At 57.6% G+C, this 16581-nt stretch carries 11 protein-coding genes; 4 read left to right on the top strand and 7 right to left on the bottom strand.

From position 1 onward, the window contains the following. The first annotated feature begins 229 nt into the window (after nucleotides 1–229). Nucleotides 230–2080: an autotransporter outer membrane beta-barrel domain-containing protein gene (locus GVI59_RS05595; RefSeq protein WP_173573328.1), complete on the top strand. Its 1851-nt coding sequence runs from the start codon at nucleotides 230–232 to the stop codon at nucleotides 2078–2080. 506 nt (nucleotides 2081–2586) lie between these two features. Here GVI59_RS05595 and GVI59_RS05600 read toward each other — a convergent pair. From GVI59_RS05600 to GVI59_RS05620, 5 genes are read right to left on the bottom strand one after another with little or no spacing between them, the layout of a single operon-like run. Then, on the bottom strand, nucleotides 2587–2907 hold the full coding sequence (locus GVI59_RS05600; RefSeq protein WP_173573329.1) for an antibiotic biosynthesis monooxygenase family protein: 321 nt from the start codon (nucleotides 2905–2907) through the stop codon (nucleotides 2587–2589). 17 nt (nucleotides 2908–2924) lie between these two features. After that, nucleotides 2925–3725, bottom strand: coding sequence for an ATP-binding cassette domain-containing protein (locus GVI59_RS05605; RefSeq protein WP_173573330.1), 801 nt, complete (start codon nucleotides 3723–3725; stop codon nucleotides 2925–2927). Further along, nucleotides 3722–4747, bottom strand: a complete 1026-nt coding sequence (locus GVI59_RS05610) for a FecCD family ABC transporter permease (RefSeq protein WP_173573331.1) — start codon at nucleotides 4745–4747, stop codon at nucleotides 3722–3724. The genes GVI59_RS05605 and GVI59_RS05610 overlap by 4 nt, the downstream gene beginning before the upstream one ends. Beyond that, nucleotides 4744–5691 (bottom strand): heme/hemin ABC transporter substrate-binding protein, encoded by a 948-nt coding sequence (locus GVI59_RS05615; RefSeq protein ID WP_242012965.1) that lies wholly within the window; start codon nucleotides 5689–5691, stop codon nucleotides 4744–4746. The genes GVI59_RS05610 and GVI59_RS05615 overlap by 4 nt, the downstream gene beginning before the upstream one ends. Before the next feature lie 15 nt (nucleotides 5692–5706). Further along, nucleotides 5707–6027 carry an antibiotic biosynthesis monooxygenase family protein gene (locus tag GVI59_RS05620; protein WP_173573332.1) on the bottom strand — a complete coding sequence of 107 codons (321 nt, stop codon included), beginning with the start codon at nucleotides 6025–6027 and terminating at the stop codon, nucleotides 5707–5709. 446 nt (nucleotides 6028–6473) lie between these two features. Between GVI59_RS05620 and GVI59_RS05625 the strand changes: the two genes are divergently transcribed. Continuing rightward, entirely contained in the window at nucleotides 6474–8549 is a 2076-nt protein-coding gene (locus GVI59_RS05625) for a TonB-dependent hemoglobin/transferrin/lactoferrin family receptor (protein ID WP_242012966.1), read from the top strand. Between the two features lie 117 nt (nucleotides 8550–8666). Here the strand turns inward: GVI59_RS05625 and mfd are convergent, their stop codons facing one another. Continuing rightward, complete coding sequence (gene mfd, locus GVI59_RS05630) at nucleotides 8667–12152, bottom strand: transcription-repair coupling factor (RefSeq protein WP_173573334.1); 3486 nt, start codon at nucleotides 12150–12152, stop codon at nucleotides 8667–8669. Between the two features lie 32 nt (nucleotides 12153–12184). Continuing rightward, complete coding sequence (locus GVI59_RS05635) at nucleotides 12185–12505, bottom strand: FAD assembly factor SdhE (RefSeq protein ID WP_173573335.1); 321 nt, start codon at nucleotides 12503–12505, stop codon at nucleotides 12185–12187. A gap of 116 nt (nucleotides 12506–12621) precedes the next feature. On the opposite strand from GVI59_RS05635, the gene recG reads away from it, so the two are divergent. Together recG and GVI59_RS05645 are read left to right on the top strand one after the other, a co-directional pair. Then, the gene (recG, locus tag GVI59_RS05640) at nucleotides 12622–14748 is read left to right on the top strand and encodes an ATP-dependent DNA helicase RecG (RefSeq protein WP_173573549.1); all 2127 of its coding nucleotides are present in this window, start codon (nucleotides 12622–12624) and stop codon (nucleotides 14746–14748) included. Between the two features lie 148 nt (nucleotides 14749–14896). Then, the gene (locus GVI59_RS05645) at nucleotides 14897–16570 is read left to right on the top strand and encodes a GGDEF domain-containing phosphodiesterase (protein ID WP_173573336.1); all 1674 of its coding nucleotides are present in this window, start codon (nucleotides 14897–14899) and stop codon (nucleotides 16568–16570) included. Nucleotides 16571–16581: the final 11 nt, after the last annotated feature.

A 16581-nucleotide genomic window follows, 5' to 3' on the forward strand; every position in this document is an offset into this window, starting at 1 on the left:
CCCCATCCGAACTCATGCGACCCCCGTCAAAACGGGCCACAACACGCCGTCCACAGGAGGCTGGAAACTCATACGCGCCTGCGCTACACTCTGTCTGCATCGGGTTTTCTTATAGCTTACGAAAATTTCTTTTCTACAAAACAGACTTTTTCATAATCTAACCCGATGTACAACCCTTCTGTGAGATTTCCGCGTCGATACGGTTGCAAACTGCACTTTTGTTAAAAATATGCCTGCACGACTGGTTCTGTCTGCAAAGAATTACACGCAGACCAGCGTTCAGCTGAAGGTCCCGCTGACAGCTGCTCAGGCTGTCCAGATTCATATTGATATGTATATTACGACCAATAGTCTCAATACTGCGCTGTCTCCGGCAACCGCCGGAGGAACGCTTCCGGCGCGAAATCTTTATGCCGGTTTTGTGTCAGCTCAACCTAAGGCGGGTGACACAGAGATTGATGTCTACGGATGGGATGTCCCGACGTATGGTACGAAAGTAGTCGGCCAGATCCCTCAGACCGAACAATCCTCTCTTGACACAGTGTTCAGTCATTACACTGAACCAACTGTTTTTCTGGGAGGAGGAGCGGCAGCTACCGCTTTTGCGCATAACTGGTTTTTTCAGGTCAACACGCATGACCTACTTCCGTCAGACACAAATAGATCACTTATCCGTCAGTTGACACCTCTCGAAATTGATCTCGATTTTACAGATGGTTCATCAGATCCAGCACCTCCAGACCGGTCAGTGCTCTGGACAGGTATCAATATGAATGCTGGAAACAAACCTGATGCTCTGACCACGAACAGCCACCAGTTCTACATGGGAGGAGTGATTAACCATCATCTTATTATAGACGGCGGTTGTGGCAACTGGGATCTGGAAGCAAACGGTGTTTTTATTCCAAATGCATTTTGTGGAACAGGAACATCCCAAGCGGCTCAGATCAGTCAGGAATGGCAACAGAGAGCAGATGATACGAACACAATGAGGTTTGTATTGTGGAATCAGAAAGGCAATCCGGATGCTGAAGGCTGGAAAAGTGTGGTCAGTCATCTGGGACTTATTGTTGATGGCTCTGTACAGCAGAGTGGTTCGCCCCTGGCAGATGGCGGCAGTGCTGAAGGTGATATTGAATTTGACCAGGGCGGTCTTTACGGCGGTTTGTCTCTTTGTGGTTATGCAAGTAATTGCGGCCTTACGGTGGATGGTGCCGGAGCTGTCAGTATTCCTCTACAGGTTCTGCAGTCACCAAAAGGTGTCAATATCGGCACAGGTGGCGTGTTTGGTCTGACCACAAAAGGTAGCAGCAGTGTTCAACTTTATCCCACGGATGCCGGTGACTGGCTTGTCGGGACCCAGGTATCCGGAGGCGGAAGTATACGCGGTCTTAATGGTATTTATGCGAATTCAGGAAGCTTTGGCGGTACGTTGACGGCTTCATCCGAAACAATATCGGGCGCACTAACTGCCGGAAGCATTGCGACCACGTCCCTCAATTCAAATGGCATTAATATTGGAACAGGTCAGATACTGACCACAACCTCCAAAGGTGGTTACAGCACCCAGTTGTATGCAAACGACTCAGGAGACTGGATCATTGGAACACAGGTTGCAGGCGGAGCTAATATCCGTGGTATTAACGGAATGTATGCTAATTCGGCAACTCTGGAGAGTGGGCTTACAACCCCGAAAGCAACGGTATCTGATACGCTGAAAGCAGGGACGATCACGACCACAAATCTGCAATCAAGCGGGATCAATATTGGGACAGGAGCTATTTATGCTTTGACTTCCGAAGGAACGAACGGTGCGCAGTTGTATTCTGGTGACGCGGGAGACTGGGTGGTTGGCACGCAGGTTGCAGGCGGGGCAAATCTTCGGGGCGTTAATGGCTTTTACGGCAATAGTCTGACCATCACAGGCACAGCATCTGCGGTATCCTTCATGGAATCACTCACCACGCCGGTTTCCGGTCATGCAAACTGCACTACCGGACAATTCACTGATGACGCCAACTATCACTATGTCTGCGTTGCAGCCAATCACTGGCGGCGTGTTGCTTTGAGTGATTTCTGAGAATTCAGCCCGCGACTATAGTTGCGTTTCATGAGGTAAGTAATCGCGGACAGTACGGACCTGATGTGTTCGTCGATCACGGTATGAATACGAAACTTCATGCCGTGATCGACAGCAACGGAAGACCCCTTGGTCCCGCGGCGCTGTTCAGGCGAAGAGAATCAAGCCGTGTATTCCCGGATGGAAATCCTGCGTGACCCTGTAATACACTACGAGCGACATTATAAACGTCGCAAGCACATTGAAATCATGCTTGCTCCGCTCAAGGCAGGATGCAATACGTTAGGGCTGTGTCCGCCACTTTTTTCTTCTTCACTACTTACCTCTCTGCCATAATCTTGTTCTGATTATGAATCTTGAGCCTAAAACCATAGCATCAGTCACAACCATGGCTAGCAAAGTTATCAGGGCGCTTTGCTGTGTGAGCATACCTTAAAACAGATGAGGCGATTGCCGACTTTCAACAGACTGACAAACCAGCTTTCGCCTCTTCATTCTTTTGCTCTTCAGAGCTCAATATCCTGAAGCACCTCGAAGCCTTCGAAAACTGGCGGGCCGGCCGTCTGTGGCTTGCTCTGCCCCGCACCGGCATGAGCCTGACGGAACTGCTCCGAGTTGGTCCAGCCGATAAAGGCGTCATACGATGCCCATACGGTGTGAGATGCGTAGAGAATGTATCCGTCTTTTTCAGGGCCTTTCAGAAACTGAAAGCTTATGAAACCGGGAACCGTCTTGAGCAGGACTTCCCGATCCAGCCAGCGACTACGGAAAGCATCCTCACTTTCCGGAAGCACCTTGAAACGGTTCATCGCGATGTATTTGTTCATGGTTGTGATTTTTCCTTTCAATGCATGATATCATGCGGAAGCATATAGGGTTTTCCTGTCCGCTCATGCGTGCGCACGCATCCTTCCGCAAGCCCGAAAACCGAACGGATCAAGGGGCCTGAGAGCACTGTCTGTGGCGCACCCTGAGCATAGATCCGTCCGTCATGGACGACCACGATCCTGTCGGCGCACGCTGCCGCCCAGTTCAGATCGTGCAACACCATTACGACCCCGCCGCCACGATCGGCGTGCGCTCTGGCGATCCTCAGAATGAGTTCCTGCCGTGCAGGATCCTGTGCGGAAATCGGCTCATCAAGAAGCAGAAACCCAGGAGAAGTATCAATCGCGGCCGCTTCAAGCTGCATCAGCACACGGGCAAGATGCACGCGCTGGCGTTCGCCACCCGACAGGCTCATCACATCCCGCCCGGCAAAAGCAAGAAGGCCCACCCGATCCAGAATCTCATCAGCCATCGCGATACGCTTCACATGCGGCAGGTGAGCAGCCGAGACGGACGCTCCAAGCACGACCAGTTGCCGGGCCGTAAAGCGTGCGGTCAGAACGCCATCCTGCATCAACATCGCCCGCCGCGCCGCCATGACGGCCGGGCTGAAGGAAGAGAGAGGAAGGTCATCAAGCAGAACCTTCCCGCGCGAAAGAGACGTAAGCCCACTGGCGAGGCGAAGCAGGGAGCTTTTCCCAGCGCCATTAGGACCGACAATTGCCGTCACCTGCCCCGGAGAGAACACGACCGAGACGTCATTCACGATGGCCCGGTTTCCTGCCTCCCAGAAAGCGTTTTCGAGGGCGATTGTCATACACCCACTCCATCATGAGTGCGGGCAAGAAGCCAGACGAAAATCGGTGTACCGAGAATGGCTGTCACAATTCCGACCGGAACATCAGCCGGGCTTGCCAGCGTCCGCGCCAGTGTGTCCGCGCCAGTCAGCAATACCGCCCCAAGAAGGACACTCCCCGGCAGCACGAGCCTGTGATCCGGACCGGTGATCAGCCGGACCAGATGAGGCACCACGACACCGATGAAGCCAATGACACCGGTGAAGGCGACCGCAGGCCCCACCGCGCAGGCGACGGTCAGCATGCCGACCGTTTTCACACGCTCGACCGGATATCCCATCAGACGCGCGTCCCCCTCCCCCAGCAACATCGCATTCAGAGGTCCGGCGAGCCACATGACGCCAACCGTCGCCGCAATGAGAAACGGAGATAGAATGACGATACGGGGCCAGGTCGATCCCGCGAAACTGCCCATGGTCCAGAAAGTCAGATCACGCAGGGCTGTATCATTGGCCCGAAAGACAAGAACACCCGTGAGTGCGGCGGCAAGAGTTCCAAACGCTACACCCGCCAGAAGAACGCGCGTGATGGACGTAATGCCTTCGCGTGTCGCAAAAAGATACAGTGTCAACGTCGCGCCAAAACTGCCCAGAACACCAGCGGCTGGCACTGCCCACGCCGAGGAAAGAATGGAAAAACCACTTGCACTGCCAAGAACAATGACACAGGCAGCCGCCAGACCAGCACCAGCGGAAATACCGATCAATCCCGGATCGGCCAGTGGGTTTCGAAAAAGCCCCTGCATGATCGCGCCCGACGCACCGAGGGCCGCACCCGTCAGGCTCGCCATGACCACACGGGGTGCCCGGATCTGCGTAAGCACCAGCCACGCCACCGAGGCGTCCGCATCATCTCCCCCACGCCACAACGCATCAAAGTGCAAACCGGTCGCGCCAATGTTGACTGACAGCACCATCGTGATCAGCAACAGGCTGGGCAGCAGAAACAGGAGCCAGAACAGAATGGAACGACGCGCCATCATCCGGGCTGTCCGGTCGTCTGCACCGGCATCTCCGCGAGTTTCTGCGCGAGTTCAAGAGCCGCATCCGGCGTGCGCAATCCCAATCCCAGAAGACGCTCGCCTTCCATGGAAATGATCGCTCCGGACCGGCCTGCCGATGTCAGACGGAAGCCCGGATCGGCCAGAAGGTTTTTGCGGATGTCCTCACTTCCCTGAGCCATGACAAGAATGACATCGGGTTTCAGGGCAATGAGATTTTCCTGATCCACAATCTTGTATCCCTGCATCGCAGCGCCCGCATTGACGGCTCCCGTCAGTCGGATCACGGCGTCCGCCGCAGTCCCGGTTCCGGCTACCATCGGTCGATTGTTCGTCATGCGCATCACAAACAGCACACGTTGCGCAAGAGGATGGGCAGCGCGCCAGGCCGTCAGGGTCTCGAAACGTCGTGAAAGATCAGCACACAAGCGATCACCTTCTGCTCCAGCCTGCATCAGGTTTGCGATAAAGCGTGTCCGATCCACGATCGCTTCCGCAGAGGGTGTCGAATCCACAAAAATCACCGGAACGCGAGACGCCATGAGCTGATCGAGAGCCGTTGGTGGTCCGGCATTGTTCATTGTGAGGACAAGATCGGGACGGAGCGCCAGCACCCCTTCGGAGGACAGGGCCCGCATGTAGCCGACCGAGGGCTTGTCATGCAGCGCCGCCTCCGGCCAGGTCGAGGTTGAATCCACACCGACAATCCGGTCCGCGGCTCCGAGCGCATACAGTGTTTCCGTAACTGCGCCGCCCACGGAGACAATCCTGCGGGCCTTTCCCGGATTGACCCGACGCCCCCGACAGTCGGTCACAACAGGCCCATCGGCGGCGAGCGCCCCAACTGCGCTCCCTGCGGCGAGAAGACCCGTAGTCAGACCTATTCCGAAAAGACGTCGCGTTATCAGCTTTGTTCTCATATCCATGGTGATATTCCTCGCTCAGGATAGCGCACTGACCGTTTTCAGAACTTCGAAACCATTCGATTCCCGCCGCTCGATCGTCAGCATTTCGCCCTGACCGGCAGTACGATGCGCTGTCCTGAACGCGTCGGACTGCTTCCAGTCATCGAAGGCCTCCCGAGAGGCCCATGTCGTCTCCGACGCATAAAGAATATAGGTGTCGTACACCTCACCTTTCATGAAACGGATCGTAACAAATCCAGGTACGTCGCGCAGGCTGACCTCACGATCCAGCCACCGGGAGAGAAACATGTCTTCGCTATCCGGACGCACCTTGAAACGATTCATAGCAATGAACATGCGCGAAAAACCTTATAAAAACAGCACGTCGCAGCGGGCGGCCCATTTCTGATCCCCGCATGCGCCAGTGTGACTTTGATGTCTCAGCAATGAAGTCTTACATTAATGCAAATGAGAATCAATATCACTATCTTGACATTGCCGATCAATCCGTTTCTTGTTGCGAACAATTCTCAATAAGAAAGATGATGGTCATGCCTCTCCTTCGGTCAGTCCATGCCGTAAGATGTTCTTTCCTTCTGGCATTTCCTGCATTTCTCCTTACATCAGTCTCATCAGCAGCTTTGGGGCAGGATGCCGTTTCGGTCTCTCCAGAGAAGAAAACCAAAGCCTCGTCGCACACGTCTGCGCCATCAGCACCGTCGCAAACCGCCGCTTCTCCGGTATCGCCGATTGCTCTTTCTCCCCTCCGGGTTCAGGGGCGGTCAACGGATCTCGTCGGCTCCATGAAAATCGATCCGGATGCGGATTACAGCAATGTCGGCAAAGCACGTGTCCTGACACAGACAACCACAATGAAGACCTTCCAGGACCGGATGATCGACAACATCTCCGATTACAGCCGTCGCGTGGATGCGGCGGTGAATTTCAATACGAACAATTCGTCGATCAATATGCGCGGCCTTGATCAGAACCGCATTCTCACCACTATCGACGGCATCCGCAGTGTCTGGACCAATAACGGCGCTCGCGGCCTTGAAGGCGGTATTTCAGGCTACGATTTCAACTCGCTCAGCGCCATTGATGTGGTGAAGAACGCGAGTTCAAGCTTTTTCGGCACCGGTGCGCTAGGCGGTGTCGTGGCAATGCGCACGCTTGAACCGGAAGACATTCTCAAACCCGGCAAGACAGTCGGAGGTCTGACAAAGCTGACCTATGACGGTTCCAGCGAAAGCGCCTATCTCAATCAGGCCTTTGCAGCGCGTTACCATAACACCGTCGTGCTGGTTCAGGGCGGATTTCAGGACGGCAGCCAGACAGGCAACCGGGGAACCGTAGGGGGTGTCGGAACATCACGAACGAAACGGGATCCTGCTTCCTACACACAGGGCAATTTTCTTGGAAAAATTCAGCATTATTTTGCAGGCGGTCACCGGATCGGTCTGACGGGAGAAGTCTTCGATCGCAATTACAATGAAAACACGCTGTCAAACATAAACAGCACCTACAGCACCTATCATACGCTGGAAGAAACAAAGCGTTCCCGTGTGTCTGGCGGCTATGACTACAAGTCTGTCAATCCGCTCGCTTTCATCAGTGAAGCGCATCTGATCGCCTACTGGCAGAAGGTCGACACGATCACCAACACTGCCTCCAACCGGCTGATCGCGCCAATCGGCATTTATGACCGGAATGACAAGCTGACGACGTCATCCTACGGCGTGACCGGTTCTGTTTCATCCAATGTTTTTACCGGTCCTTTTCATCATGCGATCACGCTTGGAGGCGAGGCCTATCTGACCGACACCAGTGAATATGCGGCTGGGCGGGACAACTGCACTGCGTCCATCTATGCCTGCGCCTATCTGCACAACAACCAGTCGGACATGCCGAATGTTCACGGCACGGATCTTGGCGCCATTGTGCAGGACCGTATCGGATACGGGAAACATGAATGGCTACACATCACACCCGGATTCCGCTTCGACTGGTATAAACGTAACCCGCAGCAGACAGCGTCCTATACCGCCAACGCCATCTATGACGGATTTCCAGCGGCCTCCAGCACCTCGCATTTTTCTCCCAAGGTGCTGGCGGAAGTCCGTGTGGCGGATAAGGTCACACTTTACGCCCAATATAACACGGCATTTCGCGCTCCCTCCGCAAACGAGCTTTATCTGACCTATGGCGGAACAGGGTCCTACGCTGCAATCGGCAATCCTGCGCTCAAGCCGGAAACAAGCCGGGGTTGGGAAGCCGGTGTCCGTTATGGAGATTCAAAACGCGGCGCGAATATTTCCGTCTACGACAATTATTATCACAACTTCATCGATCAGGTCACCACAACGGCGGATGAAGCCGGAATTGACGGAAGCTTTCCATTTGGCGTCTTCAAATACGTCAATCGTCAGCGTGTGCGGATTTACGGTGTTGAAGCCCGTGCAAACTGGACCTTTGGCGAGCATTGGCTGGCGTGGACCTCCCTTGCCTATTCCGACGGAAAAGATCAGCAGGAACATGTGCATCTGAATTCCGTTGCGCCATTCAGGGGAATTGTCGGCGTCGGTTATGTGTCCGACCGCTGGGGCGCAAACTTCTCCACAACATTCGCCGCGGCCCGGAACAAGGTGCAGGACCCCTCATCCTCCCTGAACAAGACTCCCGGATACGCCATCTTTGATCTGAACGGATGGTATTCACCTGCCTTTTTTCCAAACATGAAGATACAGGCCGGGATGTACAACATGTTCAACAAGCGGTATTACAGCGCTCTCGATATTCCCGACAGTTCCACAGTGAAAAAGGCATATTACTCACAGCCGGGACGCAGCTTCAAAGTCACGGCATTGATAAACTTCTAGATCTATCACCAGTTAATTTCGATTACGGCCATGACATGCTGAATCCGGCAGAAATTCAGCATATCGTGGCCACAGATCACGCTCTCTCCTGACCTGCGGCAGTTCAGGTTGGGGCTCTCACCCCTCCACTTTTGCCGCCAGCTTCGCCAGAACAGTCGTCACCTTCTGCGCCAGACCAACCCGCTGCGCATTGAGCAACTCACGCACGATGGACAATTTATGGTCAGGACGAACGCGGATCTGGCCATCCGTCCATTTTCCCATCCAGCGGATCAAGCCATCCGGATTGGCGAAGTGATTGCCACGGAACTGGATCACCATGCCTTTCGGCCCGGCTTCCACACGCTCAACGCCGGCAGCGCGGCACGACCGTTTGATCGCCACCACGTCGAGCAGGTTTTTCAGCTCAGGTGGCACGGCGCCAAAGCGATCAACCAGTTCGGCCTCCATCGCCTCATCCTCGGCGGCTGACGCCAGCGAGGCAATCCGGCGATACAGGCTGAGCCTGACTGGCAGATCCGTGACATAGGTGTCAGGGATGAGAACCGGCAACCCAAGAACGATGTTCGGCGTCCAGTCGCGGTCTTCCCGCTTCGCCTTGCCTTTTTCGGCTCGCAGATCCGCCACCGCGTCCTGCAACATCTGCTGATAAAGCTCGATACCCACTTCACGGATATGACCGGACTGCTCGTCGCCCAGCAGATTGCCCGCGCCACGCAGATCGAGATCGTGCGAGGCCAGCGTAAAGCCGGCACCCAGCGTGTCGAGCGTCTGCATGATCTCAAGTCGTTTCTGGGCGGCGGCGGACAGCAGATGCGTCTGCGGCCATGTCAGATAGGCGTAACCACGCTGCTTGCCGCGTCCGACACGCCCGCGAAGCTGGTAAAGCTGCCCAAGTCCGAACATGTCGGCACGATGGATGATGAGCGTGTTGACGGACGGCATATCCAGCCCGCTTTCCACGATATTGGTGGAAAGCAGAATATCGTATTTGCCATCAGCAAATTCCGTCATCACCCGCTCAAGATCGGTCGGTGATAACTGCCCGTGCGCCTGAACGACCTTTGCGTCCGGCACAATGTCGGCCAGACGCTCCGCCAGACGGTTCAGATCTTCGATACGTGGCGCAACACAGAAGATCTGACCACCGCGGAACCGCTCGCGCTGGATCGCCTCGCGGATCACCACGCTGTCGAACGGCATGATGAAGGTGCGCACAGCCAGACGGTCGGTCGGCGGTGTGGCGATCAGACTCATCTCGCGCACGCCGGACAGGGAAAGCTGCAACGTGCGCGGCAGCGGTGTGGCGGAAAGCGTCAGCACATGCACGTCTTCGCGCAGGGCTTTCAGTTTCTCCTTGTGGCTCACACCGAAATGCTGCTCTTCATCGATAATCAGCAAGCCCAGATCAGCGAATTTCACGGTCTTGGCCAGAAGCGCATGTGTACCGATCACGATATTCACCGTGCCGTCGGCAATCCCCTTGCGTACTTCGGTCGCCTGCTTGGCCGTGACCATGCGCGAAAGCTGCGCGACGTGAATTGGGAACCCTTCAAACCGGGTCTCAAACGTGCGGAAATGCTGACGGGCCAGCAGCGTGGTCGGCACCACGACCGCCACCTGCGTGCCGGACATCGCCGCCACGAAAGCCGCACGGAGCGCCACCTCGGTCTTGCCGAACCCGACATCACCGCAGACAAGACGATCCATCGGCCGACCGGACGCCATATCCTCGATCACATCAGCAATGGCGCGGGCCTGATCGTCCGTCTCCACAAATGGGAAGCGGGCGCAGAATTCCTCCCACATTCCTTCCGGCGGCGCCAGTGAAGGCGCTTCACGCAGCGCCCTCGCCGCCGCCGTGCGGATAAGAGCGCCCGCCATGTCGCGGATGCGCTCCTTCATCTTGGACTTGCGGGCCTGCCAGGCCACGCCGCCCAGTTTGTCGAGCGCCACACCGGCCTGATCCGAGCCGAAGCGGCTCAGCAGTTCGATGTTCTCAACCGGCAGATACAGCTTCTGGCCGCCATCATAGAGCAGACGCAGACAGTCATGCGGCGCGACCCCGACGCTGACCGTTTCCAGCCCGTCATACCGCCCGATGCCGTAATCCTGATGGACGACCAGATCGCCCTCGGTGATCTCGCCCGCTTCGGAAATCAGTTCGTCAGCACGACGACGCTTGCGTGGCGGGCGACCAATCCGTTCGCCCAGCAGATCCTGTTCGGAGACGATGGCGATGTCATCACCGACAAAACCGCGATCTATGCCGAAGATCAGCAGCCCGACCGGCCCCGCCTTCATCTTGCTGGCGGCATCCCAGCTATCGAAAGTCTCGACCGCCACACGATGCTCCATGAGCAGCGTCTTGATCCGCTCGCGGGAGCCTTTGGTCCACGCGGCGACAAAACAGCGACGTTTCGTCTGCGCCCATTGCTGCGCGTAATCAGCGATCAGGTCGAAGACCTTCTCGCGCTCGCCCTGCGGCGCCATTTTGGCGAACATGATGCCGGGGCGACCGCCCGCGTCGATCCCCTCCGCGCCATCCGGCTTGGCGAAGGGACTGAACTTCGTGACCGGGAAGCGTGATAGCGCGGCGTCCCACCCCTTGCGGTCGAGATACAGCAGATGCGGCGGCAGGGCGCGATACGGTGTCTCCCCTTCACGAGGCGGGGTCTTTCGCGCCTCGTAATGGTCCTGCACCATCTCCATCCGCGCAGTCAGGGATTCATCGACCTGATGATCGAGCGAGATGGCCGGGTTTTTCAGATAGTCGAACAGCGTTTCCATGTCCGCATGGAACAGCGGCAACCAGTGTTCGATTCCGGTATAGCGACGCCCTTCGCTGACATGCTCGTAGAGCGAATCCGTGGCGGCGGCCTGCCCGAACTGGTCGCGCCATGCGGAGCGGAAACGTGAGATGCTGTCCGGATCAAGAGAGAACTCGGAGACCGGGCGGAGAGTCAGGCGCTCGGCCTTGCCCGTCGAACGCTGGGTGCCGGGATCGAAATGGCGGATATTCTCGACCTCGTCACCGAACAGATCGAGCCGCACCGGTTCTGCCTGCCCTGCGGGAAACAGGTCGAAAATCCCGCCACGGGAGGCGAACTCGCCCGGCTCCATCACCGTGTCGGTGCGGGTGTAACCGTTGGCGATCAGCAGTTCGATCAGAAAGGACTGATCAAGACTTTCGCCCTGCGCGACCTCAAGCGACTGACCTTCAAACGCCGGGCGAGGGGCAACACGCTGCATCAGGGCGGCAGGCGTCGTAAGAACGATCCGGCCGGCTTTCGCTTTCGTCGGTTCCAGCAGACGCGTCAGGGTGGCGACACGTTCGGCGATCAGAACCGGATTGGGAGAAACGCGGTCGTAAGGGAGGCAGTCCCACGCGGGAAAGCGCAGAACCTCGGTCTTCTCTCCCATGTAGTCCAGCGCCTCGCCGAGCCGATTGAGCGCGGCATCGTCCTTGGCGACATGCAGCACAGGACCATTATGCTCACGCGCGCGCTTGACCAGCAGAAGCGCATCGAAGCCATCCGGCGCACCCCATATTGTGGTCGCGGCAGTGGTAACAGTCCGGGTGTTGCGTACGTCCACGTCCATCGGCGAGGGGTCCATCAAGTCAGAGATAAGGTTCAGTCTTCACCGCGTTGCGCCCGGCAATCCCGGATCATGGCCACCAGCATGGGGGTCTCGCGCTCTTTCGGCAGGGGCAGACGCCCGAACAGCCAGTCCGAAAGGTCGGGGTCAGGCATTTCCAGCACGGCCTCCATGTCGGTGAGGGCCGCGGCGTCCATCCTGTCCACGTTCCGGTCGACAAAACCGCCGATCAGGATATCGGTCTCGAAGGTGCCACGATGACGCGCACGGAAGACAAGACGCCGCCGCCGTGTCTCAAGATCGGGTTCGGAACCCTGCGCTGATTCCGGAGCAGATACGGTTTCGTTTTGTTCCATGGCTGTGGTGTCCTATAGCCTCATGACTGATGCCTGTCAGCCCGACAAGAAAGGCCGTTGCGCCGCCCGTGTCCAGACCAGTTCGCCCGGAGGCCCCCTCACGGGCGGGTGAGGTCATACCTGCCCCGCAAGAAACGGAGGCAGCGCAGCCGCCTGCCTGCATCGCGCCGCTTCTGGAACCTCTGACCGCCCTCCCCGGCATTGGCGAGGCGACGGTCAAGCTTCTGTCCCGGGTCGCTGGCGGCAGCCGGATCATCGACCTGCTGTTCCTGATGCCGGAAAACGTCATCGACCGGCGCTGCCGCTCAACGATCGCAGCCCTTGAGCCGGGTCAGATCGTCACGCTGACGGGAACAGTCACACGAATCTCTGAACCGGCGCACAGACGGCAGCCCTGGACCGTCACGCTCACCGACGACACGGGCGCGCTGGATATCGCCTTTTTCTCGAAATGGATGGCCAAACGCGCCGTTATGAACGCCGTCATGCAGGTGTCCGGCCGCATCGAACTGTTCAATGGCCGCAAAGTCATGAATACGCCGGACTATTTCGTATCGGCCGATGATCATATCCCGCCGCTCGATCCGGTCTGGCCGCTGACAGCGGGGCTGTTCGGCGGACAGGTGCGGGCTGCGATGCGTCGGGCTTTTGCCCGTGTGCCGAGCGATCTGCCCGAATGGCAGAATCCGGCCGCGGTGAAAAAGCGCAACTGGCCGGATTTCAGGACGGCGCTGCTCTGGACCCACTTTCCCGGCGACGTGCCGGAGTTTCAGGACGGTGAGACATGGCGCGAAAGCCGTCGCAAAGCACGGGAGCGACTGGCGGCGGATGAACTGCTGGCCGATCAGATCGCCACACTTCTGGCGCGTGAGGCCAACCGGTCGCGCCCCGGTCGCGCCCTGAAAGGCGACGGTCATCTGCGTCGGGAAGCCCTCGCCCGGTTTGGCCATCCCCTGACCTCCGCCCAGTCCAGGGCGCTGAGGGAAATCGACATTGACCTCGCCGCCCCCCGCCGCATGGTGCGTCTGCTTCAGGGCGATGTCGGCGCGGGCAAGACGCTGGTGGCGCTTCTGGCGATGCTGCGGGCAGCCGAGGCCGGGGCGCAGGCGGCGATCATGGCCCCCACGGAAATCCTCGCCCGCCAGCATTTCGCGACGTTCGAGCGGCTGTCCCCGGTTCCGGTCGTATTTCTCTCCGGTTCAGTACGCGGCAAGACGCGTCGCGAGGCTCTTGCCGCCATCGCGGACGGCTCCGCCGTTCTGATTGTCGGCACGCACGCGCTCGTTCAGGACGCTGTTCACTATCATGATCTGGCTCTGGCCGTGGTGGACGAGCAGCACCGTTTCGGGGTCGGGCAGCGGCTGACGCTCGGCGCCAAGGGTGAGGCCGTGGACATGCTGGTCATGACCGCCACCCCCATTCCGCGCACGCTCCTTCTGGCGCAATGGGGCGAGATGGAGGTCAGCCGTCTGGACAGCAAACCTGCCGGTCGTAAACCCATCCGTACATCGGTTCATGGACCGGACTCTTTTCAGGGCGTGCTGGCTGGTCTGGAGCGCGCGCTGAAATCGGGAGCCAGAATCTTCTGGGTCTGCCCGCTGGTCAGCGAAAGCGAGGCGCTGGATATCGCCGCTGCCGAGGCGCGGCATATTTCACTGGAACAGCAGTTCGGCGAGCGGTTCGGTGTGGGGCTGGCGCACGGACAGCAGGATATTGCTGTGCGTGAAGCGGCGCTGACCGACTTTGCCGAGGGACGTACGAAGCTGCTGGTGGCCACGACGGTCATCGAAGTGGGCGTCGATGTGCCGAGCGCTACCGTCATGGTGATCGAACACGCCGAGCGCTTCGGACTCGCGCAGTTACACCAGCTACGCGGGCGTGTGGGGCGTGGCGCAGCGGAGTCGTTCTGCCTGCTCCTGCATGGGAGCGAAATGGGACAGGTCGCCCGTCAGCGCCTCAGTCTTCTGCGGGAAACGGAAGATGGTTTCCTCATTGCCGATGAGGATTTCCGTATCCGGGGCGGCGGGGACGTGACCGGAAACCGCCAGTCAGGTCTTCCGGGCTTCAGGCTCGCTGACCCGGAGAACTGCGACATCGATATCGGCACGCTGCTCGTTCTCGCACGCCAGACAGCAGAGACCCTGTCAGGACAGATGAAACGGGAACGTGATGTGCCCGAAAACATTCTCTGCCTTCTATCCCTGTTTAAAAAAAGTAATTTTGCTTCAATTTTACAGGCATAGTATTGACGGTGAGGGTATTCTAACTTTTGATTATTATGTCATTAATTTTAGATTTACAGGCCTCTGCTACCATAGAGACCGATCAATACAGAGGCACGCGGAGAGCCGTTCTTCCTCGTCAGCCTTATTTGTAAAGGCCATGATTTCGATGAGTGACAACAAGGCAGACAACAGCGGCCCGGATGTGTCCTGCAACGTGCTGTGCCATCTCTTGCCGCAGCTTCTGCCTTGTGAAGCTGCCGTGATACTTGAAACGGGTTCGGCTCCCATAATCCTGAGCTGTAGCCCGGATCATGAAAAGGCTTTCACGGCCCCATTCCTGCTTGAGGCGTTGACGCTGTCCACAGCGAGACTGTCCGCCGAAGGTGGAGTGGAAGCGGGTCTGTTCCCTGAGTCTGTCAATGGCTTCCGGTCCTGGGCCAGCAAACCCATCGGATCGAAAGACGGTCACAAGGTGCTGGTCCTGTGCCTGAACAGCAGCACAGAACCTTTTCCATCTCCGGCGCTGACCAGACTGGCGACACTCACGGCCAACACCACCTCGTCGGACACCAGAAAAAAGAGCGGCCAGACCCGCTCTGTTTCACGCATTTCTGATCTGGCGCGGTATCTGGATACACGGATTTCGCCGTCTGAAATTTCCTCTTCAACGCCGCTGGCTTTGCTCCGGCTTGATCTCGGCAAGATTGTCCCGATCAACGATCGGGACGGCTGGCCTGCTTCCGATGCTCTCATCGACAGGGCCCACACGCTGATCCGCGAGTTTGTCCCCGCTCACTGCTTCACCGTGCATCTAGGGGGCGGCAGCTTCGCCATCGTGCTTCCTGTCGAAAAAGATGTGTCCGAAGCAGAAACTCTTGCTGAGGCTCTCGTCAGACGCATGCAGGGAGACGTCATTGCTCCCAAGGATGGTTTTCCTTTCGAACCTTATATCGGCTGGGCCTGTTATCCATTCGACGCTCCTGACGCCAACACGCTGATCGGGTTCGCCAACGCCGCACTGGCCCGCATTCGGGGGCTCCGTGCGGGCCCTCATATCAACAGGGTTGCTCCCGAGATCGCTCACGCCCATGCTGACGAAATCGGTATGGAAAGCGATCTGCGACAGGCCCTGATTGACAATGCCTTCACACTGAACTGGCTTCCTGTTCTTGAGACGGGAACAGAGCACGTTGTCACGTTCGAAGCTCTGGTACGCTGGAAACGTCCCAATCACGGCGATGTCGAGCCCTCGCAATTCCTGCGATGCGCCGAACTGGCGGGCCTGATCGAGGATATCGACTCATGGGTGCTGCACACCGCCTGTCATCAGGCCCAGAACTGGAAAGAACCGCTCGGGCTGAGTGTGAATGTTTCCCCCTCATGGCTCGCGACTGAACGCGTCGCCACGACAATCCGCTCGGCTCTCGAGACAAGCGGCCTCGACCCCCTCCGTCTCCAGATCGAATTCTCGGAGAAAAGTGATTTCGGGTCCCTCGACATTGCCCGAAAGGAACTTGCGCGAATCAGGGGGATGGGCGTCCGGCTTATTCTGGATGATTTCGGAACCGGTTTCGGCGCACTGGAACGTCTGACCAACTACCCCTTCGATCAGGTCAAGCTGGACCGTTCATTTGTGCGCCGCGTGGGTGTCGACAGCCGCGTTGAGACGGTTCTTCGCTGCACGCTTTATATGATCCACGCGCTGAACATGACCTGCTGTGCGGAAGGTGTTGAAACCGAAGAGCAGCTTGGCTTTCTGGAAGCTCATGGATGTGAAGAAATTCAGGGTTATCTGATCGGACAACCTACGTTGCGGCAACCCGACAGTCGGGCGGACTGACACGTTTCTTT

This window comes from Acetobacter sicerae (assembly GCF_011516765.1).
Lineage (GTDB): Bacteria > Pseudomonadota > Alphaproteobacteria > Acetobacterales > Acetobacteraceae > Acetobacter > Acetobacter sicerae.

What these genes read in the sequence shown, in the direction of transcription:
- GVI59_RS05595 (WP_173573328.1), top strand. Translation starts at nt 230, where the DNA reads ATGCCTGCACGACTGGTTCTGTCTGCAAAGAATTACACGCAGACCAGC.
- GVI59_RS05600 (WP_173573329.1), bottom strand. Translation starts at nt 2,907, where the DNA reads ATGAACAAATACATCGCGATGAACCGTTTCAAGGTGCTTCCGGAAAGT.
- GVI59_RS05605 (WP_173573330.1), bottom strand. Translation starts at nt 3,725, where the DNA reads ATGACAATCGCCCTCGAAAACGCTTTCTGGGAGGCAGGAAACCGGGCC.
- GVI59_RS05610 (WP_173573331.1), bottom strand. Translation starts at nt 4,747, where the DNA reads ATGATGGCGCGTCGTTCCATTCTGTTCTGGCTCCTGTTTCTGCTGCCC.
- GVI59_RS05615 (WP_242012965.1), bottom strand. Translation starts at nt 5,691, where the DNA reads ATGGATATGAGAACAAAGCTGATAACGCGACGTCTTTTCGGAATAGGT.
- GVI59_RS05620 (WP_173573332.1), bottom strand. Translation starts at nt 6,027, where the DNA reads ATGTTCATTGCTATGAATCGTTTCAAGGTGCGTCCGGATAGCGAAGAC.
- GVI59_RS05625 (WP_242012966.1), top strand. Translation starts at nt 6,474, where the DNA reads ATGAAAATCGATCCGGATGCGGATTACAGCAATGTCGGCAAAGCACGT.
- mfd (WP_173573334.1), bottom strand. Translation starts at nt 12,152, where the DNA reads ATGGACGTGGACGTACGCAACACCCGGACTGTTACCACTGCCGCGACC.
- GVI59_RS05635 (WP_173573335.1), bottom strand. Translation starts at nt 12,505, where the DNA reads ATGGAACAAAACGAAACCGTATCTGCTCCGGAATCAGCGCAGGGTTCC.
- GVI59_RS05645 (WP_173573336.1), top strand. Translation starts at nt 14,897, where the DNA reads ATGAGTGACAACAAGGCAGACAACAGCGGCCCGGATGTGTCCTGCAAC.